20 protein-coding genes are annotated in these 21,186 nt (G+C 75.2%); 13 read left to right on the forward strand and 7 right to left on the reverse strand.

Annotated features, from left to right (window positions below; genetic code table 11):
• Positions 1-86: 86 nt before the first annotated feature.
• The 4 genes from HOY81_RS01655 to HOY81_RS01670 form a co-directional block, all read right to left on the reverse strand.
• Positions 87-851: a BTAD domain-containing putative transcriptional regulator gene (locus HOY81_RS01655; protein WP_237317202.1), complete on the reverse strand. Its 765-nt coding sequence runs from the start codon at positions 849-851 to the stop codon at positions 87-89.
• Positions 852-1,245: 394 nt separating this feature from the next.
• Positions 1,246-1,524 carry a hypothetical protein gene (locus HOY81_RS01660; RefSeq protein WP_237317203.1) on the reverse strand — a complete coding sequence of 93 codons (279 nt, stop codon included), beginning with the start codon at positions 1,522-1,524 and terminating at the stop codon, positions 1,246-1,248.
• Positions 1,521-2,117, reverse strand: coding sequence for a sigma-70 family RNA polymerase sigma factor (locus tag HOY81_RS01665; protein ID WP_237317205.1), 597 nt, complete (start codon positions 2,115-2,117; stop codon positions 1,521-1,523). Before HOY81_RS01665 ends, HOY81_RS01660 begins: the two co-directional genes overlap by 4 nt.
• On the reverse strand, positions 2,114-3,670 hold the full coding sequence (locus HOY81_RS01670; RefSeq protein WP_237317207.1) for a sodium:solute symporter: 1,557 nt from the start codon (positions 3,668-3,670) through the stop codon (positions 2,114-2,116). The genes HOY81_RS01665 and HOY81_RS01670 overlap by 4 nt, the downstream gene beginning before the upstream one ends.
• Before the next feature lie 114 nt (positions 3,671-3,784).
• On the opposite strand from HOY81_RS01670, the gene HOY81_RS01675 reads away from it, so the two are divergent.
• From HOY81_RS01675 to HOY81_RS01685, 3 genes are all read left to right on the forward strand, one after another.
• Complete coding sequence (locus HOY81_RS01675; protein WP_237317209.1) at positions 3,785-4,093, forward strand: antibiotic biosynthesis monooxygenase; 309 nt, start codon at positions 3,785-3,787, stop codon at positions 4,091-4,093.
• Positions 4,094-4,215: 122 nt separating this feature from the next.
• Positions 4,216-6,294 (forward strand): MDR family MFS transporter, encoded by a 2,079-nt coding sequence (locus tag HOY81_RS01680; protein ID WP_237317211.1) that lies wholly within the window; start codon positions 4,216-4,218, stop codon positions 6,292-6,294.
• A gap of 344 nt (positions 6,295-6,638) precedes the next feature.
• Positions 6,639-7,304: an HAD-IA family hydrolase gene (locus HOY81_RS01685; protein WP_237317213.1), complete on the forward strand. Its 666-nt coding sequence runs from the start codon at positions 6,639-6,641 to the stop codon at positions 7,302-7,304.
• A gap of 411 nt (positions 7,305-7,715) precedes the next feature.
• Here HOY81_RS01685 and HOY81_RS01690 read toward each other — a convergent pair whose 3' ends face one another.
• Positions 7,716-8,300, reverse strand: coding sequence for a TMEM165/GDT1 family protein (locus HOY81_RS01690; protein WP_237317215.1), 585 nt, complete (start codon positions 8,298-8,300; stop codon positions 7,716-7,718).
• Between the two features lie 184 nt (positions 8,301-8,484).
• On the reverse strand, positions 8,485-9,276 hold the full coding sequence (locus HOY81_RS01695; protein WP_308340939.1) for an ABC transporter permease: 792 nt from the start codon (positions 9,274-9,276) through the stop codon (positions 8,485-8,487).
• Positions 9,277-9,680: 404 nt separating this feature from the next.
• On the opposite strand from HOY81_RS01695, the gene HOY81_RS01700 reads away from it, so the two are divergent.
• From HOY81_RS01700 to HOY81_RS01740, 9 genes are all read left to right on the forward strand, one after another.
• Positions 9,681-10,310: a DUF6230 family protein gene (locus tag HOY81_RS01700; RefSeq protein WP_237317217.1), complete on the forward strand. Its 630-nt coding sequence runs from the start codon at positions 9,681-9,683 to the stop codon at positions 10,308-10,310.
• On the forward strand, positions 10,301-10,696 hold the full coding sequence (locus tag HOY81_RS01705; protein WP_237317219.1) for a DUF6114 domain-containing protein: 396 nt from the start codon (positions 10,301-10,303) through the stop codon (positions 10,694-10,696). Before HOY81_RS01700 ends, HOY81_RS01705 begins: the two co-directional genes overlap by 10 nt.
• Positions 10,693-11,391 carry a hypothetical protein gene (locus HOY81_RS01710; RefSeq protein ID WP_237317221.1) on the forward strand — a complete coding sequence of 233 codons (699 nt, stop codon included), beginning with the start codon at positions 10,693-10,695 and terminating at the stop codon, positions 11,389-11,391. Before HOY81_RS01705 ends, HOY81_RS01710 begins: the two co-directional genes overlap by 4 nt.
• A gap of 250 nt (positions 11,392-11,641) precedes the next feature.
• A complete protein-coding gene (locus HOY81_RS01715; protein ID WP_237317223.1) occupies positions 11,642-12,352 on the forward strand; it encodes an HNH endonuclease family protein in 711 nt (236 codons plus the stop codon).
• 142 nt (positions 12,353-12,494) lie between these two features.
• Positions 12,495-14,285: an alkaline phosphatase D family protein gene (locus HOY81_RS01720; RefSeq protein WP_237317225.1), complete on the forward strand. Its 1,791-nt coding sequence runs from the start codon at positions 12,495-12,497 to the stop codon at positions 14,283-14,285.
• Positions 14,286-14,432: 147 nt separating this feature from the next.
• Entirely contained in the window at positions 14,433-16,343 is a 1,911-nt protein-coding gene (locus tag HOY81_RS01725) for an FAD/NAD(P)-binding protein (RefSeq protein WP_237317227.1), read from the forward strand.
• 249 nt (positions 16,344-16,592) lie between these two features.
• A complete protein-coding gene (locus HOY81_RS01730) occupies positions 16,593-17,216 on the forward strand; it encodes a DedA family protein (protein ID WP_237317229.1) in 624 nt (207 codons plus the stop codon).
• A gap of 326 nt (positions 17,217-17,542) precedes the next feature.
• Entirely contained in the window at positions 17,543-18,931 is a 1,389-nt protein-coding gene (locus tag HOY81_RS01735; RefSeq protein WP_237317231.1) for an acyclic terpene utilization AtuA family protein, read from the forward strand.
• Entirely contained in the window at positions 18,928-19,248 is a 321-nt protein-coding gene (locus HOY81_RS01740; protein WP_237317233.1) for a DUF4387 domain-containing protein, read from the forward strand. Before HOY81_RS01735 ends, HOY81_RS01740 begins: the two co-directional genes overlap by 4 nt.
• A 50-nt stretch (positions 19,249-19,298) precedes the next feature.
• Here the strand turns inward: HOY81_RS01740 and HOY81_RS01745 are convergent, their stop codons facing one another.
• Positions 19,299-20,279, reverse strand: a complete 981-nt coding sequence (locus HOY81_RS01745) for a beta-ketoacyl-ACP synthase III (protein ID WP_237317235.1) — start codon at positions 20,277-20,279, stop codon at positions 19,299-19,301.
• A 55-nt stretch (positions 20,280-20,334) separates the two neighbouring features.
• Between HOY81_RS01745 and HOY81_RS01750 the strand changes: the two genes are divergently transcribed.
• On the forward strand, positions 20,335-20,931 hold the full coding sequence (locus HOY81_RS01750) for a TetR/AcrR family transcriptional regulator (RefSeq protein ID WP_237317238.1): 597 nt from the start codon (positions 20,335-20,337) through the stop codon (positions 20,929-20,931).
• The last annotated feature ends 255 nt before the right edge of the window (positions 20,932-21,186 follow it).

Below are 21,186 nucleotides of genomic sequence, written 5' to 3' on the forward strand. Positions count from 1 at the left end.
GCGGATGCCGGGCCCGCAAGCAGTGATGGCAACTGCGGGCCCGGCATCAGAGGGGGTGCTCACGCGGTCGGCACACCGCGCGAGGGTCATGCGAGCAGACTGGGCTCCTGACGGAGGATCTCCGAGAGCCTCGCCTGCATGCCCGGCCCCGGCTCCAGGCCGAGGTCGTCGGAGAGCTGCCGGCGCACCCGGTGGTAGGCGCTGATGGCGTCCGCCTGCCGTCCCGAGCGGTAGAGCGCCAGCATGAGCTGCTCGCAGAAGCGCTCCCGCAGCGGGTAGCGCGTGAGCAGCTGCTCCAGCTCCGGCACCACCTCGCGGTGCAGCCCGAGCGCCGACTTCGCCTCGATGAGCAGCTCCCTGGCGATGAGTTTCATCTCCTCCAGGTGCGCACAGGCCGTCCGGCAGGCGATGCCCTGCCCGGCGTCCGAGAGCGCGGCGCCGCGCCACATCCGCAGCGCGCCGGTGAGCTGCTCGATGCTGCGTTCCGGGTCCGTACGGACCCGGACACCGACATGCTCCACGATCTGGGTGAAGCGGAGCGCGTCGATGTTCTCCGCGTCGACGTCCAGGATGTAGCCCGAACTCGAGGTCCGTATCGCCTCGCGGGCGTACGGGCTCCGGGTCTGCTGCACCAGCGTGCGGCGCAGCCGGGCGATGTGCCCCTGCAGCGTGTTGGCGGCGGTCCGTGGCGGGTTCTCGCCCCAGAGCTCATCCAGGAGCTTCGCGCCCGAGACGACCTCGCCCGGGCTGAGCGCCAGGGTCGCGATGATGGCTCTGAGTTTCTCTCCGGGGACGTCGACGGACACGTCACCGTGTCGTATCCGCAGGGGCCCCAGTATGTCGATCAGCAATGCATTCTCCCCGTGCAGCAGTTATTTACTGAAAGTTGATTGCCAGGCCCCTTCGCTCTCGTGGTCGGTCCGGTGGTCAGGGCGCACGGCACCGCCGCTGCCATCCCGGAATACACCCGGTCATGGGCCGGCGTGGGGCCGGTCGCCGCCGTCCGGGCGGACAACGTGCGTGGAAGATGTGCGCCTACCTGGGAGTTGCCGCGGCCGTGGTTTCGGTTGACAGCGAATCTCCGGAATCTCACCCCGGTCCCGGACGTCGTCCGGGCGGCACTCCGGGGCCGTCCGCCGCTCACCGCGGGTTTCCCCGCGCGACGCCCGTACCCGCGCGTACGGCCGCGTCCCCCGGGCGGGGCACGGCCGCACGGACGGGCTGGGCGGGCGGACCGGGCCCCGGCTACCCGGCGGCCGGACCGCCGGCCGCCGGCGCCAGGGCCACGCTGTAGATGACGGTGTGCCCGGACGGCGCCGAGCGGTTGAGCACCCAGAGCCCGGCGGCCACCGCCACCACGAAGACGACGAGTATGAGGACCGCGAGCACCAGCCGCCGGCGGCGTTCCCGCCGCCGCCAGCCACCGAGGGCGCTGTGGTAGGAGTCGTAGGCGGCTGGTACGTTGTCGGCCACCGCCTCTAACACCTCGCGGAGTTGCTGTCCCGCGCTGGGTGATCTGCTCATCGTCGTGCCTCCATCGCCTCGGTCAGGGCGGCGATGCCTCGGGAGGTGTGGGTCTTGACCGATCCCGCCGATATGCCCATCGTCGCCGCGATCTCGCCCTCCTTCAGCCCGAGCCAGTGTCGTAGCACGAGCGCCTCGCGCTGCCGGGTGGGCAGCCGCCGGAGGGCGGATAACAGAGCTCGCTGGTCGTCCCGCAGCAGCGCCGAGCTCTCCGCGGAGGCCACGAACTCGACCCGGGTCTCCACGTTCTTGCGCGCCACCTGCAGGTGGCGTATCCGCATGCGGGTGAGATTGCAGACGACCGACCGCAGATAGGCCTCCGCGCTGTCGACGGAGCGCAGCTTCCGCCATTTACGGTAGATCTGATAGAAGGCCTCGGCGACGATGTTCTCGGGATCGTCGGCGCCGAGCAGGGCGGCCAGCCGGAGCATGTGCGTATACTGCTCTTCGAAGAGTTTGGCAAGAGCTGACTCGCGAGTTTCTTCTCCCAGTCCCGGCCGGAGCCCGTTCGCCTGAATCCCGTCGCCATCGTCGGGCGACGGTCGCGCTGCCTGAAACATTGCAGGACGTGCATCCGGCCTGGATGGCTTCATGAGCGATTCGCTCCCCGTAGGCGATGCTTGATATTTAAACCAGATGGCAGCGTGGTCGCGTCGGTCCCACGCGGCACTCCCGAGAAATCAAATATCGCAGAAAGCGCTGTCGACACAAGGAAATTGAGAAGAACGGCTGCGAGTCCCGCGTAGACCTCAAGGTGACGTCCGCCGACCTCGAAAGGGACAATGGAGGAATAACCGGCGCCCACCACCATGGCGGTGCCGGCGCACATGCCCACCGCCCAGCCGGCCAGCAGCGCCCGCGGATGCAGCCACGGAGTGTAGAGACCGACGACCACCGCCGGGAAGATCTGCAGGATCCACACCCCGCCCAGGAACTGCAGGTTGATGGCCGCCTGGTTCTGCAGCCCGAAGACGAAGGCGATCGCTCCCGCCTTCGCCGTCAGCGACACGAGCTGCGCGATGCGCACCTGCCGCTTGGGCGTGGCGGTCGGGTCGAAGTACTCCACATAGACGTTGCGGACGAAAACCGTGGCCGCGGCGATGGACATCACCGCGGCCGGCACCAGCGCCCCCAGGGTCAGCGCGCCGAAGACCAGCCCCGCCAGCGCCGCCGGCATCAGGTCGTGCACCAGCAGCGGAACGGCGGCCTCGGCGTTCCCGGCCGGGGTGCGGATCCCGACCGCCAGCGCGGCGATGCCCAGCAGCGCGAACAGCCCCAGCACCGCGGTCCAGGCCGGCAGCATGACCGACACCCGGCGCAGCGTGTCCCGGCTGTCGGCGGCCAGGGCCGCCGTGGACACGTGCGGGTACATGAAGAGCGCCAGTGCCGAGCCCACCGCGAGCGTGGCGTAGGCGCCGTGCTGAGCCGGCTCCAGACTGAGCGAGGCGGAGCCGCCCAGCTCCACCAGCCGGTCCGTCGCATCGGCGAACATCCGTCCCGGCCCGCCGAGCTGGACCAGCACGAAGACCACGGCCGCCAGCACCGAGGAGAAGATCACCACACCCTTCAGCGCCGAGATCACCGTGGGCGTGCGCAACCCGTGGTGATAGGTGGACAGCGCGAGCCCGGCGAAGAGGACGATCATCACCGTGTGCCCGGTGACACCTCCGGGGTAGAGGCCGCCGGCGGTCAGCACGGCCCGGATCCCCAGGAGCTGGAGCGCCAGATAGGGCATCGTGGCGAGAATCCCGGTGAGCGCCACCACCAGCGCCAGCGAACCGGAGCCGTAGCGCCCGCGCACGAAGTCGCCCAGAGTGACGTAGCCGTGCCGCCGGCAGACGTCCCAGAGCCGGGGCAGCAGCACGAACGCCAGCGGGCAGACCAGCACGGTGTAGGGCAGGGCGAAGAAGGCCGACGCCCCGGTGCCGTAGGCCAGCCCCGGCACCGCCGTGAAGGTGTACGCGGTGAAGACCGTGCCGCCGAGCAGCAGCCAGGTCCAGGTCGTGCCCAGGCTGCGGTCCGCCAGCGCCCAGCCCTCCAGGCAGGGCAGGTTGTCCTTGCGTTTGAACCCCCGTGCGGTCACCGCCAGCAGGGAGGCGCCACCGACGACCGCCACGGAGGCCGCGATCATGGCCCCGTCAGCCATCGGTTCACCCGTCCCCGTGTACGCGGAACACTCCGTCGCAGGGAGAGTTGCGCAGGTACCGCTTTCGGTTGACACCGAATCCGAAGATTCTTCCGCGTACGGCAGGATGGGCGCATGAGCGTAGTGAAGATCAACGTCCTGACCGTGCCGGCGGAGCAGCGGGAGACCCTGGAGCAGCGTTTCGGCTCCCGGGCCGGCCTGGTGGAGAGCGCCGACGGCTTCGAGTGGTTCGAGCTCCTCCGCCCGCTGGAGGGCACCGACCAGTACCTGGTCTACACCCGCTGGCGGGACGAGGAGTCCTTCCAGTCCTGGATGGAAGGCCCGATGAAGGAGGCCCACCAGGGCGGCGGGCGGCCCGCCGCCGGCGGGTCGACGGTCTGGTCCTTCGAGGTGGTGCAGCAGGCGGGCCCGAAGGACGGCTGACGGCGGCACGGGCGGTGGGGGCCGGGGCGCCCCACCCCCACCGCCCGTGCCCGGCAGGACAGCCCCGGCGGGCAGCAGCGACCATGGAGGTGTCGCCCGTCCGACCGGAGCGAGGTGGGCCCATGACGGCGCAGGCCGCGCACGGCGCGGCACCCGGGGAACCGGGCAGCGAGGACACGCCGCACCCGCGCGCCTTCTGGCCGGCGCTCGGCGCCCTGCTGCTGGGCATGCTGCTGGCCGCCCTGGACCAGACGATCGTCGCCACCGCCCTGCCCACGATCGTGAGCGAACTCGGCGGACTCGACCAGCTCTCCTGGGTCGTCACCGCCTACCTGCTGGCCGCGACGGCCGTGACCCCGCTGTGGGGCAAGCTCGGCGACCAGTACGGGCGCAAGCGCCTCTACCAGGCCGCGATCGTGCTCTTCCTGCTCGGCTCCGCGCTCTGCGGCGCCGCCCAGGACATGCCGCAACTGATCGCCTACCGGGCGCTGCAGGGCCTCGGCGGCGGCGGGCTGATGGTGCTCTCCATGGCGGTGGTGGGCGATCTGGTGCCGCCCCGGGAACGCGGTCGCTACCAGGGCCTCTTCGGCGCCGTCTTCGGGGCGAGCAGCGTGCTGGGGCCACTGCTCGGCGGCTTCTTCACCCAGCATCTGGACTGGCGCTGGGTCTTCTACGTCAACCTGCCGATCGGTGCGGTGGCACTGCTCGTCGTCGCCGTGGCCCTGCACCTCCCCGCCCGGCCGCACCGGCACCGCATCGACTACCCGGGCATCGTGCTGGTCGCCTCGGTGGCAGTCTGCCTGGTGCTGCTGGCCTCCCTGGGCGGCACCCGCTGGCCCTGGCTCTCGCCGCAGACGCTACTGCTCGCGGCCGTGGCCGCGGTGCTCCTGGCCTGGTTCCTGCGGGTGGAGCGGCGGGCGACGGAGCCGGTGGTGCCGCTGGAGCTCTTCCGCGTCCGCACCTTCACGCTCTGCTCGGTGATCGGCTTCGTGGTCGGCTTCGCGATGTTCGGCGTGCTGACCTATCTCCCGACCTTCCTGCAGGTGGTGCAGGGGGTCACCCCGACCACGTCGGGCGTGCACCTGCTGCCGATGATCGCCGGGTTGCTCGTCTCCTCCACCGTCTCCGGCCGCCTGGTCACCCGGACCGGCCGGTGGAAGGTCTTCCCCGTGCTGGGCACCGGCGTCACCACCGTGGGCCTGTTGCTGCTGCACCGGCTGGAACCGGACACCCCGGCGGCGGTGGCCGGGGTGTACTTCACCGTCTTCGGGCTCGGCCTGGGCCTGGTCCTCCAGGTGCTGGTGCTGGCGGTGCAGAACGCCGTCGACTACGCCCACCTGGGCGCGGCCACCTCCGGTGCCAGCTTCTTCCGCTCGATCGGCGCGGCCTTCGGCGCCGCGGTCTTCGGCACCGTCTTCGCCGGGCGGCTGAGCGACGAGCTGACGGCGGTGCTGACCGGGCGGGACCTGCCACCGGGCGTGACGGCCGAGGCGCTCCAGCACGACCAGCGCTCGGTGACCGCCCTGCCGCCGGCGCTGCGGGAGCCGGTGCTCGGCGCCTACTCCTCAGCGATCACGGACGTCTTCCTCTACGCCGCGCCGGTGGTGGCACTGGCCTTCGCCGTCTCCTGGTTCCTCCGTGAGGAGCCGCTGCGTGCCAGCGTCCGTACCCCGGAGGCCAGTGAGACGCTCCCCGCGAACCCCGTGGAGCGGTCCTCCGCGGAGGAGGTGGGCCGGGCGCTCTCGCTGCTCTCCACCCGCGGCGGACGCCGGGACCTGTACGCGCGCATCGCGGCCCGGGCGGGCCTGGAGCTGCGGCCGGCGGCCTGCTGGTTGCTGCTGCGTCTGCTGCACCGCGGGAGGGTCGAGCCGGCGCTGCTCGCGGACCGGGGCACCCTGCCGCGCCCGCTGCTCTTCGACGCGGCGCGGCAGCTCGAGGAGCACGGTCTGGCCGAGCGTGACGGGCTGTCGCTGGTGCTCACCGCGGAGGGGCGGCGGGCCGCGGAGCGGTTGGACGACGCCCGGGAGGCCTCGCTCGCCGAGCTGCTGGGCGACTGGTGGACCCCCGACCGGCCGCGGGAGCTGTCGGAGCTGGTGCACGAGCTGAACGAGGAGATCGGCGGCTCGGAAGATGAGTTCCCGCGACAGGGCCGGCGCGAGCGGAGAGGTGACCGGGAGCCGCCGGCGCCGCTGGCGGCCTGAGCGGTGCGCACCCCGGCGGCCGGGGCGGGGACCGGCGGGCGGCGCACGGACGACGGGCGAAGGGGTGGCGTGGTGCGCGGGTTTTTTGTATCGTCGAGGAACAAAGTGGTTCCGCCCGAGTCCCGCCACCTGACGAGCGGGGCGTCCCCGACCGGCGGGCGGAGCCGCCTTGTGTCCCTTTCCGCCCATGTCCGCCACGACCCACCGTGACCGCCGGGGCACCTCCCGGCAGCCGCCGGGCCCCCGGCATCCGCCCGGGACCTGCCGGCCTCCGCCCGGTGCACGTCTCGCGTCCGTCCGCCGTCCGCCCGCCGTCGCCGCCGGAGCCCCAGGGAGCCCTCGCCATGCCCACCACCCCGCTCGCCGCCCGCGCCCTCCTGCTGGACATGGACGGGACCCTGGTCGACTCCGACGCCGTGGTACGGCGGGTGTGGACCGACTGGGCGCGGGAGAAGGGCCTCGACCCCGAGCGGGTGCTGACGATCGCCCACGGACGGCAGGGGCACGCCACGATGGCCGACCTCTTCCCCGACCGCCCCGCGGAGGTCAACCACGCGGAGAACGCGGTGCTGCTCGCCCGCGAGAAGACCGACGTCGACGGGGTGGTGCCGATCCCGGGCGCGGCGGCGCTGCTGGCCTCGCTCTCCGGCTCCGGGGTACCGCATGCGCTGGTGACCTCGGCCGACGCCGGGCTGGCCGACGCGCGGATGGGCGCCGCCGGACTTCCGGTGCCCCGGGTGCGCGTCACCGCGGAGTGCGTGAGCGCCAGCAAGCCGGACCCGGAGGGGTTCCTCAAGGGCGCCGCGGAGCTGGGGCACGCCCCGGGCGACTGTCTCGCCTTCGAGGACTCCGCGGCCGGGATCGCCGCGGCGCTGGCCGCGGGCATGCGGGTCGTCGGGGTCGGGCCGCGCGCGGCGGCGTACGGGCCGACCGTGGCCGTGCCCGACCTGCGCGGCCTGCGACTGGAGCCCGGCCCGGACGGCGGCTGCACGCTGCACCTGCCGGGCTGAGCGCCCCGCTGCCGCGAGCGCCCCGCCGACGCGGGGCCGGAGCGGGGCCGGAGCGGGGTGCGCCGGCGTACCGGTTCCCGCACCGCGCCCTTCCGGACTCACGGTGGCGCCCTGCGCGCGGCCGGGCGTCACCTCCGGCGTACCGGGCAGGCCGTGCCGCGCTGCGGAAGGGGCCGGGACGCGCGGACGGCGTCACCCGGGCACGGACAGCGCGCCGGAGCTCCGGGCCCCGCGGCGGGATACGCACCGGAGCACACGCCGGCCCTCCCCGGGCCGGCGGGCGGCGTACGCCCTGGCCACGGCCGACCCGGCGGGCCCGGGGCGACGGCCGGGGCTGCCCCCGTACGGGCCGGCCGGACGCCCGCCCCTGCCGGGCGCCCGGCCGGGGGACCTGCCGGGCGCGGCGGCGGGTCACCCCGTGACGGCCTCGTAGAGGCTGAAGGCGCCCAGCGCCAGCATCACCCCCGCCGCCACCCGCGTGACCAGGCGCAGCGGCACCCGCCGCAGCAGGGTGCGCCCGCCCAGGACGCCGAGGGCCGCCACCGCCCACAGGGCGAGCAACGCCCCCGCGCCGACCGCCAGCGGGGCGTCGTACCGGGCGGCCAGATTGGCCGTCATGATCTGCGTGAGGTCGCCGAACTCGGCGACCAGGATCAGTGAGAAGCCGGCGCCCGCCACCCTCCAGAAGGACTGCCCGCCCGGCGTCCGGGCGGCGTCCCCCTCGTCCTCGCCGTGGCCGCGGAGCAGCAGCACCGCCCCGGTGAGGAAGAGGGCGCCGGTGACGGCGTCCACCACGCGGTGCGGCAGCAGCGTGAGCACGCTGCCGGCGGCGACGGCCAGCACGACGTGCAGCGTGAACGCCGCGGCCACGCCTGCGAGGACGTAGGACGCCCGGTAGCGGGTGCCGAGCACCAGCCCGGCGAGCGCGGTCTTGTCGGGCAGCTCGGCGAGGAAGACGACGCCGAAGGCGACGGCGGCGGTGGTCAGGTCGGGCACGGAACACCGTTCTCCACGATCGGGCCGCGGCCACCGGGCCGGGAGTGCACACTTCGGCCCGGCAGCGTCACGGCAGGCGGACACTGCGGCCGAAGGTCTCGCCGGCGCGTGCACCGCGAGGCCGCACGCGCTCCGGGCGCCGGGGCAGGCGGGCTGCCCAGTGTGTCGACGGTCCGGCGAAGGGCTACTCCCCCTCAGTCGCGTCCCAGCGTACGCGATACATCCGGCCCCGCGAGACCAGCTCCAGCACCACCGCCACCGCCACCGTCTGGACGCAGACCAGCGCCACCAGCACGAACAGCTGCACCGCCCCGGCCAGCAGCGGCGAGGCCCCGCCGAGCAGCATCCCGACGAAGGCGCCGGGCAGGGTGACCAGTCCCACGGTCCGGGTCTGGTCCAGCCCGGGCAGCAGCGCGCCCGCGGCCCGCGGCCGGATGATCTCCATCCGCGCCTCGCGGTCCGGCAGGCCCAGCGCCAGCGCGGCCTCCACCTCGCCGCGCCGGGTGCGGAGCTCCTCCAGGGCCCGGCGACCCGCGAGCACGGTCGCGGTGAGGGCGCCGCCGATCAGGATGCCCGCCACCGGCACCAGCACCAGGCCGTCCAGGGTGACCAGCCCGGTCGCCAGCAGCGTCAGCAGCACCGGCAGCACGCCGGCCGCGAGGGGGACCGCGGCCCACCACCAGGTGTGGTTGGCCGTGATCCGGCGGCCCGCGGTCCGGACGGCCACGGCGTACATGAGCAGCACGAAGCCCAGCAGGGTGGGCACCGCCCCCACCACCCAGCCGATCACCAGGGAGACGGCGGCGAGCTGGACCGTGGCGCGCACTCCGGCGAGGGCCACGGACCGGGCGTGACCGCGGCCGTCGTCGTGCACCAGCCCGGCGCGCGCGGCCACCGCCATGGCGGCGAGCAGCAGCCCGGCGAGCACGAACCCGAGGGTGGCGTTCACGGGCAGCAGGGCGTCGGCGGCGAGCACCCGCCCACCCTAGAGCCGGGGCCGGGTCCTCGCGGGGCGCGCCGGAGCCCGCCGCCCGGCCGGCGCGGTACGTGGCGGCGGCCGCCCCGAATGGCCGAAAGGCGTCTGTCACAGACCTTGCCAGTGGGGACTGGCTTACTTACGGTCTCAACTACTCGCCGGTATTGACATGTTCACTAATACCGCGCGGATCCCCCGGGCGCCGGTGGACGGCGTGGGACGCCGCCGCGCCGCCGTACGCCCCGCTCGGCAGGGCTTCAGCACTGCTCCAGCACCGTTCAGCACCGCTCCAGCACTGCTTCAGCACCGTTCAGCACGCTCCAGCACCGCTCCAGCACCGAATCGCAACTGTCCGCCGTCGAGGGCCCCGCCCCGCGGGAGCGCGGGGCAGCCGGAGGTGTGTGATGAAGGACGATCAGGAGAGACAGGACAGACCCGTGACCGGCCGGGTCCGATGGCGCCGGTTCGCCGCCCTGTGCGTACCGGGCTTCGCCGTCACCGGCGCGCTGGCCGTCGCCCTGGCCCAGGGCGCGCTGGCCGCGTCGTTCGCCGTGTCCGGCCAGCAGTTCAAGGTCTCCGCGGACCGGCTCACCGGAACCGGCTTCGCCCAGTACGGAAGCGTGGACGTCAACGCCCGCGACGAGCTGCTGCCGGTCGCGGTGACCGGCATCCGCGAGGCGAAGCTGCACGACCTGTGCCAGTCGGTCGTCACCACCCTGCCCCTCCTCGGCGACATCTCGCTGAAGCTCTCCGCGGGAGGCGGCGGCAGGCCGGCGGAGGCCACCGACCTCTTCGTGGACGCCAACCAGCTCTCGGGCGACGCCTCGTTCCGGCAGATCGAGATCGGCCGCGACGCCTCCACGCTGGACAAGGGGCCCGACAAGGCCCGCGGGATGCAGGACGCGTTCGCCCAGCAGGCCGACTCGCTGGAGATCGAGAACCTCCGGCAGGTGGCGTGGGCGACCAACGCCGGCACCTTCACCCTCTCGGGCCTGCACATGAAGGTCTCCAAGGGCCGGCACGAATGCTTCTGAGGTGGCGGCGCTGGCGCCGGAGCCGGCCCTTCTGGGGAGGGCTGGTCACCGCCGCCGCAGGCGTGGAGATCGCGGTCATCCCCCTGGCCCCGCTGCAGGTCATGCTCCACCAGGGCGTCGCGGGCGCCGCGTCCGTGCTCCTGGGAGCCGTCCTCGTGGTGCTCGGGCTGACCTCCTGGTTCGCGCCCCACCTCCGCTCCCTCGCCGGGGTGCTCGCGGCACTGATCGCCGCGTCGGCCCTGGTGCTGTCGAATCTCGGCGGCTTCCTGATCGGGACGGTCGCCGGTGTCATCGGCGGTGGTCTTCTCTTCGGCTGGCAGCCGACGGCGCCCCCACCGCCGTCTCCCCGATCCCACAACCCCCACCTCACCAAGGAGGAAGCGTGACACCTCGCTCCTTAGCCTCCCGTGTGCTCCTCCCCGCAGGCGCCTCCGCGGCCGCCGCCGCACTGGCGGTCGCCGGGGCCGGCGCCGCGGCGGCCGCACCGGCCGCGTCGGCGGGCTCCACGACCGTCGGGCCCGCCGGGCACTACTTCGCGGCGGAGCTGACCGGCAACGCCACCTTCACCGCGGGCCCGGTCACGGTGACCTGCACGGTGTCCGGTTCGCTGCCCACCTCCCCCACGGGCACCGACGGGCACAACCAGGTGCCCGAGGCACCCGGCAACACCAACCCGGCGGGGCCGGTGGACAGCGCCATCAACGCCCCCGGCTACAGCTCGTGCTCGACCAGCATGCCGGGGGTCTGGGCCACCGTCACCACGAGCGGCACCTGGGGCGTCTCCGTCCAGCACGGGTCGCCCGCCACCGCCACCCTGACCGTGCCCAGCGGCGGGGTCGTGGTGAAGACGAGCGGCCTGGCCAGTTGCACCGTCACCGCGGCACCCGACGGGCCCGCCGCGGTCGGCGGCACCTGGACCAACGGGTCCCCGTCCGAGCTGGCCTTCTCGGGCGCCTCCGTCCCGGTCGACGTCGTCGGCGGGTTCGGCTGCCCGACCAGCGCCGACACCTCGGACTTCAGCGCCACGTACGAGATCACCGACGTGACCGACCCCGCGTCGGACATCACCGTGACCGGCTAGATCCGTGCCCACCGGCGCCCCGGCACCACGGGGCTCCGGTGCCCGGCTCCCGAGCGGCGGCCTGCCCGCCGGGAGCCGGGCCCGGCCGGAGGGGAACGGGAGCCGGGACCCGGCCACGCGGCGGAACCCCTCCCGGAGGGGTTGTCGTGACGTGAACATGTCGCCAGGCTGTCATCTGTCGCCCGCCGGGAGGCCACCCGGCGCGCCGACGATGGTCCCCTCATGTCCCCCCACCCCAGAGGGAGTTCGTATGCACGGCATACGCAAGGGCACGCTCTACGCGCGTCGCGCCGCCACCCCCCGGAACACCGCCCGCACCGGCACCCGCCTCCGCCGCACCACGGCCGCCGCCGCCGGCGCCGCACTGCTCTCGCTCGCCGCCGGCCTGCTGACGCCCGGCCCGGCCCAGGCGGCCCCGCCCACCCCGCCCGGCGCCTCCCAGGCCCGCTCCCTGCTGGCCGGGCTCACGGTCGCCGCCGAGGGCTCGATGACCGGGTACGACCGCGACAAGTTCCCGCACTGGAGCTCCCAGGGCGACAACTGCAACACCCGCGAGGTGGTGCTGGAGCGCGACGGCTCCGGGGTGCAGACCGGCGGCGACTGCTACCCCACCAGCGGGAGCTGGTACAGCGCGTACGACGGCGCGACCTGGTACCAGGCGTCCGACCTGGACGTCGACCACATGGTGCCGCTCGCCGAGGCGTGGCGTTCGGGGGCGGACGACTGGTCCACCTCTCACCGGGAGGACTTCGCGAACGACCTGGACATCGCCCAGCTCATCGCCGTGACCGACAACGTCAACCAGTCCAAGGGCGACCGGGACCCCGCCGAGTGGCTGCCGCCGCGCGGCGCGTACCACTGCACGTACGCCCGCATGTGGGTCTGGGTGAAGCACAGCTACGGCCTGTCCGTCGACCCGGCGGAGGAGGCCGCGCTCGACGACGTGCTGAGCGGCTGCTGAGCGGCCTGCCGCGCCCGCGGCGCCCGGCTCCGGCTCCCGGCGGTACGGGCCCGTACCGCCGGGAGCCGCGGCAAGCCCCGCCGGAAACTACCGGTCGCCCCCCGTCGTTCCCTACGGTTGCGGGGGACGGAGGGAGGACCGGATGCCCGGACTGCGCCTGGGACCACTGCTGCGCTACGTCGACGAGGACACCGCCACCGTGTGGGTGGAGACCGACGGCCCCTGCGAGGCGGAGGTCCGCTGCGGCGACGGCCGGGGGGCGGGCGGCAGCGCCCGCACCTGGCAGGTCGCCGGGCACCACTACGCCCTGATCACGGTGGTCGGCCTGGAGCCCGGCACCGAGACGCCGTACAGCGTGCTGCTGGACGGCCGCGAGGTGTGGCCGCACGACGGCGCCGGCCTGCCGCCCAGTGTGATCCGCACCCGGCAGCCGGACGGCGCGGGCGCCGTCCGGCTCGCCTTCGGCTCCTGCCGCTGGGCCGCGCCCCCGGCCGGGCCCTTCCACGATCCCGTCGGGCCGGACGCGCTGGGCGCACTGGCCCGGCGGGCCGCCGGGGGCGGCGAGGTGCCGGACGCCCTGCTGCTCCTGGGGGACCAGGTGTACGCGGACGAGACCTCCCCGGCCGTGCGGGAGCGGCTGGGGCGGCGCCGCAGCCTGAAGGAGCCGCCCTGGAACCAGGTCGCGGACTACGAGGAGTACACCGACCTGTACTACGAGTCCTGGCTGGCTCCCGAGGTGCGCTGGCTGCTCTCCACGGTGCCCAGCATGATGATCTTCGACGACCACGACGTGATCGACGACTGGAACACCAGCGCGGCGTGGCAGCGGGACATGCGCGCGACCGGCTGGTGGCGGGAGCGCATCCTGGGCGGCCTCACCTCCTACTGGGTCTACCAGCACCTGGGTAACCTCTCCCCCGGCGAGCTCGCCGAGGACCCGGTGTTCGCCGCCGTGCGGGAGGCCGGTGACGGCACCGCGGTGCTCCGGGACTTCGCCGCGCGCGCCGACGCCGACCCGCGGGCCGTGCGCTGGAGCTTCCGTCGCGACTTCGGCCGGGTGCGGCTGGTGATGGTGGACACCCGGGCGGCCCGGGTCCTGGAGGAGGACCGGCGGGCGATGGTCGACGAGGACGAGATGGCCTGGCTGCGCAAGCAGGTGCTGGCCGGGGACTGCGACCATCTGCTGATCGGCTCCTCGCTGCCCTGGCTGCTGCCGCCCGCCGTGCACGACGCCGAGGGCTGGAACGCCGCGCTGTGCGCCGGTTCCCGCGGCCCGCGCTGGGCCCGCTGGGGCGAGAAGGTGCGGCGCGCCGCCGACCTGGAGCACTGGGCCGCCTTCCCGCGCTCGTTCGACGAGCTGACCGAGCTGATCGACGAGGCGGCCCGGGCCGAGGCCGCACCGGCGACGGTCTGCGTGCTCTCCGGCGACGTGCATCACGCCTATGTCGCGGAGCCCGCCGGACCGGAGCACGCGGCGCCGGAGACGCCCCGCCAGGGCCCCGCGACGCCGGCCTCCGGCACGGCCGCGCCGGGTGGCGGTGGCCCGGCGGGGGACGACGCCCCGCCCGTGCCCGTCACGGGATCCGCCTCCACCCCCGCCCCGCGCAGCCGGGTGCTGCAACTGACCTGCTCGCCCATGCACAACAGCATCCCGGCGGTCATGCGGGCGGGCTTCCGCTTCAGTTGGAGCGGCGCCGCCCGGCGGCTCGGCCGGGTGCTCGCCCGGCACGGCCGCACCCGGCGGCCCGCGCCCGCCTGGGAGTGCACCGGCGGCCCGTGGTTCGGCAACCACCTGATGACCCTCACGCTGCGCGGCCGCTCCGCCCTGCTGAGCATGGACATGGCCCAGGCGGTGCGGCGGGGCGGGCGCGCCCGCCCCGAGCTGGCCCGCGTCCTCGACCGGGAGCTGTCCGCCACGGGCGAGTCCCCGTGACCCTCCTCACACCGGAGGCCGATCTTCCGTAGGACGGCTGCATTCCGGCGGGACGCCGGGGCATGATGAAGCGGCACCGCCGCGGCAGGCTGCGCCGCCGCAGGCACCGTGCCCGTACCCACCCGTACCACCGGGAGAGAGAAACACGTGGCCGAGGACGACCCCGGGGCCGCGGTCGCCGTCGTCGGCGCCGGGCCGCGCGGCACCAGCGTGCTGGAGCGGCTCTGCGCGTCCGTACCGGAGCTGGCGCCGTACGACCGGCTGACCGTGCACGTCGTGGACCCCGAGCCGCCCGGCGCCGGACGGGTCTGGCGCACGGACCAGCCCGGCGAGCTGCTGATGAACACCGTCGCCTCCCAGGTGACGCTGTTCACCGACGCCAGCGTGGACGCGGAGGGGCCGGTGCGCCCCGGCCCCACCCTCCACGAGTGGTACGAGCGGATCGCCCCCGGCGTGCTCGGCCCCGACGACTACCCGACCCGCGCGCTCTACGGCGCCTATCTGGAGTGGGTCTTCGGCGAGGTGCTCCGCCGGGCCCCGGACACGGTGACCGTACGGGTGCACCGGGCCCGGGCCGTCCGGCTGACCGAGGCGCCGGACGGCACCCAGCGGCTCGCCCTCTCCGACGGCCGGCTGCTCTCCGGGCTCGCCGCGGTGGTCCTCGCCCAGGGCCACCTGCCCGCCGCTCCGGGCGGGGAGCAGCGGCGGCTCGCCGCCCACGCCCGCGCACACGGCCTGCACCACCTGCCGCCGGCCAACCCTGCCGACCTGACGGCGGAGCTCGGCGCCCTCGCCCCCGGCGAGCCGGTGCTGCTGCGCGGCCTGGGCCTCAACTTCTTCGACCACATGGCGCTGCTGACCAGCGGCCGCGGCGGCCGCTTCGTCCCCTCCGGTGACGGCGGGCTGCGCTATCTCCCCTCCGGGCGGGAACCCCGGCTGTACGCCGGTTCCCGGCGCGGTGTCCCCTACCACGCCCGGGGCGACAACGAGAAGGGCGCGCACGGCCGGCACGAGCCGCTGCTGCTCACCCCGGCGGTCGTCGCGCGGCTGCGGCGCCGCGCCGACGCGGGCGATCCGCCGGACTTCCTGACGGAGATATGGCCGCTGGTGGCCAAGGAGGTCGAGACGGTCTACTACGCCGCGCTGCTCACCGCCTCCGGCGTCCCGGACGCCCGGGTGGCCGGCTTCCGCGCCCGCTTCCCGCTCGCCCCGCACGGCAGCGCCGAGGAGACGGCGGTGCTGGACACGTACGGCGTGCCGGCCGGCCGGCGCTGGGACTGGGGCACCGTCGCCCTGCCGCACGGCGGCCGGGAGTTCAGCGGCCCGGACGCGTACCGGGAGTGGCTACTGGCGCGGCTGCGCCGGGACGTCGCCCAGGCCCGGGAGGGCAATGTGCGCGGCCCGGTCAAGGCGGCCCTCGACGTGCTGCGCGACCTGCGCAACGAGTTGCGGCAGATCGTCGACCACAGCGGCCTCGCCGGGGCCTCCCGGCGGGACCACCTGGACCGCTGGTACACCCCGCTCAACGCCTTCCTCTCGATCGGCCCGCCGCGCGGCCGCATCGCGGAGATGATGGCGCTCATCGAGGCCGGGGTGCTGGAGGTGCTGGGCCCGCGCCTGGAGGTACGCGCACGCGACGGCGCCTTCGAGGCGTCCTCCCCCGCCGTGCCGGGTTCCGCCGTCCGGGTGACCGGGCTGATCGAGGCGCGGCTGCCCGAGCCGGACCTGCGGCTCACCACCGACCCACTGCTGTCCGGTCTGCTCCGCGACGGCGGCTGCCGGCCGCACCGGGTGGGCGGGTACGAGACCGGCGGGCTGGACGTCACCGTGCGCCCCTACCGGGTGATCGGCGCTCAGGGGCGTCCGCACCCGCGGCGGTTCGCCGTCGGGGTGCCGACCGAGGGGGTGCACTGGGTCACGGCCGCGGGCGCCCGCCCCGGGGTGAACTCGGTGACGCTCACGGACACCGACGCGGTGGCGCGGGCCGCGCTCCACACGCTGCGGAAGCCGTGCGCCGCGGCGCCTCCCGCGGTGGCCGGGGCGCCGGCGCTCGCCTGAGCCCGCCACGGTCGTCCCCGCGACACGGCACCGAACCGCCCCCGTCCCGGCGCCCGGTGGGTCCGGGCGGGTGCGGGACCACCGGGCCGGGCCGGCCCGCACGGCCGGTCCGCATCGCCCCCGGGCCCGCCGCGTCCCGGGCTCCGTACGGTGACGGGCACGGCGCCCCGCGCGCTCCCCCGGCACGGCCCCGGCGTACCCTGTACCGCGGTAACCGGAGACCGACTGCAGCCGAACGGGGGAACGACGGTGCAGGAAATCCTGGGGGCGCTGCTCGGCACCCCATGGATCTACGCGCTCATCGCGCTCTCGGTCCTGCTCGACGTCTTCCTGCCGGTGCTGCCGAGCGGGGTGCTGGTGATCGCCGCGGCCACCGCCGTCGCGGGCACCGCGGCCGAGGCCGCCCACTCCTCCCCGCAACTGCCCGAGATGGCCGCCCTGGTGCTCTGCGCGGCCGCCGCCTCCGTGCTGGGCGACGTCGCCGTCTACCGGCTGGCCTGGCGCGGCGGCGCCCGGCTCGACCGGGCCATCGCCCGCTCCCGGCGGCTGACGGTGGCTCAGGAGCGGCTGGGGCACGCCCTGGTGCGGGGCGGCGGGACTCTGGTGGTCCTGGCCCGGTTCGCGCCGGCCGGCCGCTCGGTGGTGAGCCTGTCGGCGGGTGCCGCGCACCGGCGGGCCAAGGAGTTCATCCCGTGGTCGGCGCTGGCCGGCCTGACCTGGGCGGCGTACAGCGTGGGCCTGGGCTGGTTCGGCAGCCGGCTGCTGGGGGCGGCCTGGCTCGGCACCGCGGTCTCGGTGCTCGCCCTCTTCGCCGCCGGTGCGCTGGCGGCCTATGTGATACGGCGCAGGCCCGCCGCCGAGCCCGGCTCCTGACCCGCCCTCACGGTTCCGGTCACCCGCCCTCGTAGCGGGCGTGAACTCCCACTTCCGCTGGGCCACGCCCGCCTGCCGTCCTTCCGGCTTCCGCCGCCGGTGCCCGGCGAGAGACAGGGCACCACCGGCGCCCGGCCGCCGCCCCCCGCCGGCGCGGCGGCGGGCGGGGCCGCGCGTGCGGCGGGGACGGCGGAGAGCGGTACGGCGCGACGAGCAGGGCCGCGCCGGTGGCGGCACGGCCCCGGAGCGCCCGCGGACGTAGGGTGGCGCGTGCGGCGCCCGGTCGCGGCGCCCGCGGCGTGCGGAGCACACGGCGAAGGAGACCTGTGGACGGGCAGGACGAGACCGGCGAGATCAGGGTGCTGGCCCCCACCGCGATCCTGGGCTACGGCTTTCCCGACGCCTCCTTCGAGGCCGGGCTGGCCCGGCGACCGCACGTGATCGCCGTGGACGCCGGCTCGGTGGACGCGGGACCCTACTACCTGGGCGAGGGGGTCTCCTTCACCCACACGCCCGCCGTCCGCCACGACCTCGCCCGGCTGCTGGCCGGCGCCCGCCGGCTCCGGGTGCCCCTGGTGATCGGCTCGGCGGGCGGCGCGGGCGCGGCCCCGCACCTGGACGGCGTGCGGCGGATCGTCGAGGAGGTCGCCCGGGAGGCCGGGCTGCGGTTCCGGATGGCCCTCGTGCCGGCCGACGTGGATCCCGGCACCGTGCGGGACGCCCTGCGGGACGGCCGGGTCAGCCCGCTCCCGTACGTCCCTGAGCTGACCGGGGAGGCACTGGCGGCCACCACCCGGGTGGTGGCGCAGATGGGCGCCGAACCGCTGGTCGCGGCCCTGGCGGAGGGCGCCGAGGTGGTGCTGGCCGGGCGCGCCTACGATCCCGCGCTGTTCGCCGCGCTGCCGCTGCTGCACGGCTTCGACCCGGGGCCCGCCCTGCACCTGGCGAAGATCCTGGAGTGCGCCGCGATCGCCGCCGAGCCGGGCAGCGGCGCCGACTGCATGCTGGGCACGCTGCGCCGGGACCACTTCGTGGTCGAGCCGCTCGACCCGGGCCGCCGGTGCACCACCGCCTCGGTGGCCGCGCACACCCTCTACGAGAAGAGCGACCCGTACCGCCTGCCGGGCCCCGGCGGCCATCTCGACCTCACCGGCTGCGCCTTCGAACAGGTCACCGAGCGCGCCGTACGGGTGAGCGGCTCCCGGCACGTCGCCGGCCCGTACACCGTCAAGCTGGAGGGGGCGCGGCGGCGCGGCTACCGCACCGTCTGCCTCGCCGGGGCCCGTGACCCGGTCTTCCTCCGCGCGCTGGACGACATCCTGGAGAGCGTGGCGGAGCGGGTCGCCGGCAGCCTCCCGCACCTCGGCCCGGACGACTACCGGCTCCTGACCCGGGTCTACGGCCGGGACGGCTGCATGGGCCCGCTGGAGCCGGAGCCGCACACCGGGCACGAGGCGGGGCTGGTGATCGAGGCCGTCGCGGAGACCCAGGAGCTGGCGGACACGGTGTGCGGCCTCGCCCGGTCGACGCTGCTCCACCACGGCTTCCCGGGACGGATGGCCACCGCCGGCAACCTGGCCTTCCCCTACTCCCCCTCCGACCTCCGGGCCGGCCCGGTCTACGAGTGGTCCGTCCACCATCTGCTGTCCGTGGACGATCCCCGCGCCCTCTTCCCGGTCCACTGGACCGACTGCCCGTCGGGAGGACCCGCATGACCGCGCCGCTGGCCGAGCTCGCCCGGATCGTCCGCAGCAAGAACGCGGGGCCGTACGAACTGACGCTGGACGTCGTCTTCGTGGGGGAGGCGCAGTACGACGTGGCGCGCCGCGCGGGCGTCCTGACCCGGGAGCGGATCGCCGGCCTGTACGGCGTGCCCGCGGCGGACGTCGCGGAGCCGGTCTGGTTCGCCCCGGCGCGGGCGGTGAAGATCACGCTGCGCCGGCCGCTGGTCTCCGGGCAGCTCGGGGACACCGACGTCTACGGCGCCCAGCAGCACGCCCCGCTGCTCACCCTGGAACTCCCCACGCCCTGACCCGGGCGCCGGGCCCCTCCGGCACCGGCACCCACGGCCGGGCGACCACGCTACGGGCAGGTCACCACCTGTCCCGCCCAGGAGAGGCCACCGCCGAAGGCGAAGAGCAGCACCGGCGCCCCCGTCCCGACGTCACCCCGTTCCACGAGCTTGGACAGGGCAAGCGGCACGGAGGCGGCGGAGGTGTTGCCCGACTCCACCACGTCCCGGGCCACCACCGCCCGGGGCGCGTCGAGCCGCTGCACCAGCGCCTCGACGATCCGCAGGTTGGCCTGGTGGGTCACGATCCCGCCCAGGTCGTGCGGCGCGATCCCGGCCCGTTCGCAGGCCAGCCGGGCCAGCGGCGCCAGCTCGGTGGTGGCCCAGCGGAAGACCGCCTGGCCGTCCTGGGCGAAGCGCGGCCGCCAGGCGCCGAGCAGGCGCACGGCGTCACCGCGGGAGGGGTCGGAGCCCCACACGACCGGCCCGACGCCGGGCCGGTCCTCCCCCGCCCCGGCCGGCGCACCGCCGGGCGGTCCGGCGCTCACCACCGCCGCTCCCGCACCGTCGCCCAGCAGCACACAGGTGGACCGGTCGTCCCAGTCCGTGACATCGCTCATCTTCTCCGCACCGATCACCAGGGCGTGCCGGGCCGCGCCCGCCCGTACGGCGTGGTCCGCGGTCGCCAGGGCGGTGGTGAAGCCCGCGCAGCCGTTGTTGAGGTCGTAGGCGACCGGGGCGGGGATGCCGAGCCGGGCGGCGACCTGTGCGGCGACGGACGGGCAGCGGTCGACGGCCGAGCAGGTGGCGACGGTGACCATGCCGATCTCCGCCGGGTCCCGGCCCGCGGCGGCCAGCGCCTTGCCGGCGGCCGCCGCGGCCAGATCGGTCACGGACTCCTCGCGGGCGATGCGGCGTCGTTCGATGCCGGTGCGCTGCCGGATCCAGGTGTCGCTGGTGTCGACGAGGCCGGCCAGGTCGTCGTTGGTGAGGACGTGCGGGGGCTGGTGGTGGCCGAGGGCCGCGAGATGCGTGAGCGTCATGCCCGGCAATATAGCTACCGATCGATCGGAAGCTAAACAGGGGCGGCAGGATACGCTGGCCCGCATGAGCCCCCGCAAGTCCGCCGCCGAGGCCCGCCGCACCCGGGAGCGGATCATCGAGCGCAGCGTCGACCTCGCCTCCCTCGAAGGGCTGGAGGGCCTGACGATCGGCCGGCTCGCCGCCGACCTGGGGCTGAGCAAGGCCGGTCTGCTAGGGCACTTCGGCACCAAGGAGGCGTTGCAGCTCGCGGCGCTGGAGCAGGCCGCGGTGATCTTCGACCGGGAGGTGTGGCGGCCCGCCTCGGGACTGCCGCCCGGCCGCGAGCGGCTGCGCGGGGTCTGCGCCGCCTGGATCTCCTATCTGGAGCGCGGGGTGTTCCCCGGCGGCTGCCTCTTCGTGAGCGCGACCTTCGAGTACGACGGGCGCTCGGGTCCCGTACGCGATCTGCTGCAGCGCCAGTTCGCCGCCTGGCGGCGCCGGCTGGCCGCGGAGGTCCGTACCGCGGCCGCCGACGGCGCACTGCCCGCCGGCACCGACGCGGAGCAGCTCGTCTTCGAACTGACCGGGATCCTGATGAGCCTGAACCACGCGCTGCAACTCCACGGCGACGCCGGCGCGGTGCCGCGGGCCCACCGGGCGGTCGCCCGGCTGCTGGACTGAGCCGCCGAGCCGGGTCCCGGCGACCTGCGCCCGGCGCCCCGGGCGGACGGGGCGCGGCGCGCGTGGAACCCAGGCCCGGCGGAACCCGGGCAATCCCGCCACGGCGCCCGTAGCCGAGGGCCCGGCGGCGCGGGCAGTCGCGCCACGGCGCACGCGGGGCCCGGGTCCGGCGACCCACGCAACCGGGCCACGACCCACCTGGGCCCAGGTCCGGCGCCCGGCCGGGCGGCCACCGGGCACGCCCCCGCCGGCCCG

It is taken from the genome of Streptomyces sp. JJ36, from assembly GCF_021696945.1.
In the GTDB taxonomy this organism is placed as follows: Bacteria; Actinomycetota; Actinomycetes; order Streptomycetales; family Streptomycetaceae; genus Streptomyces.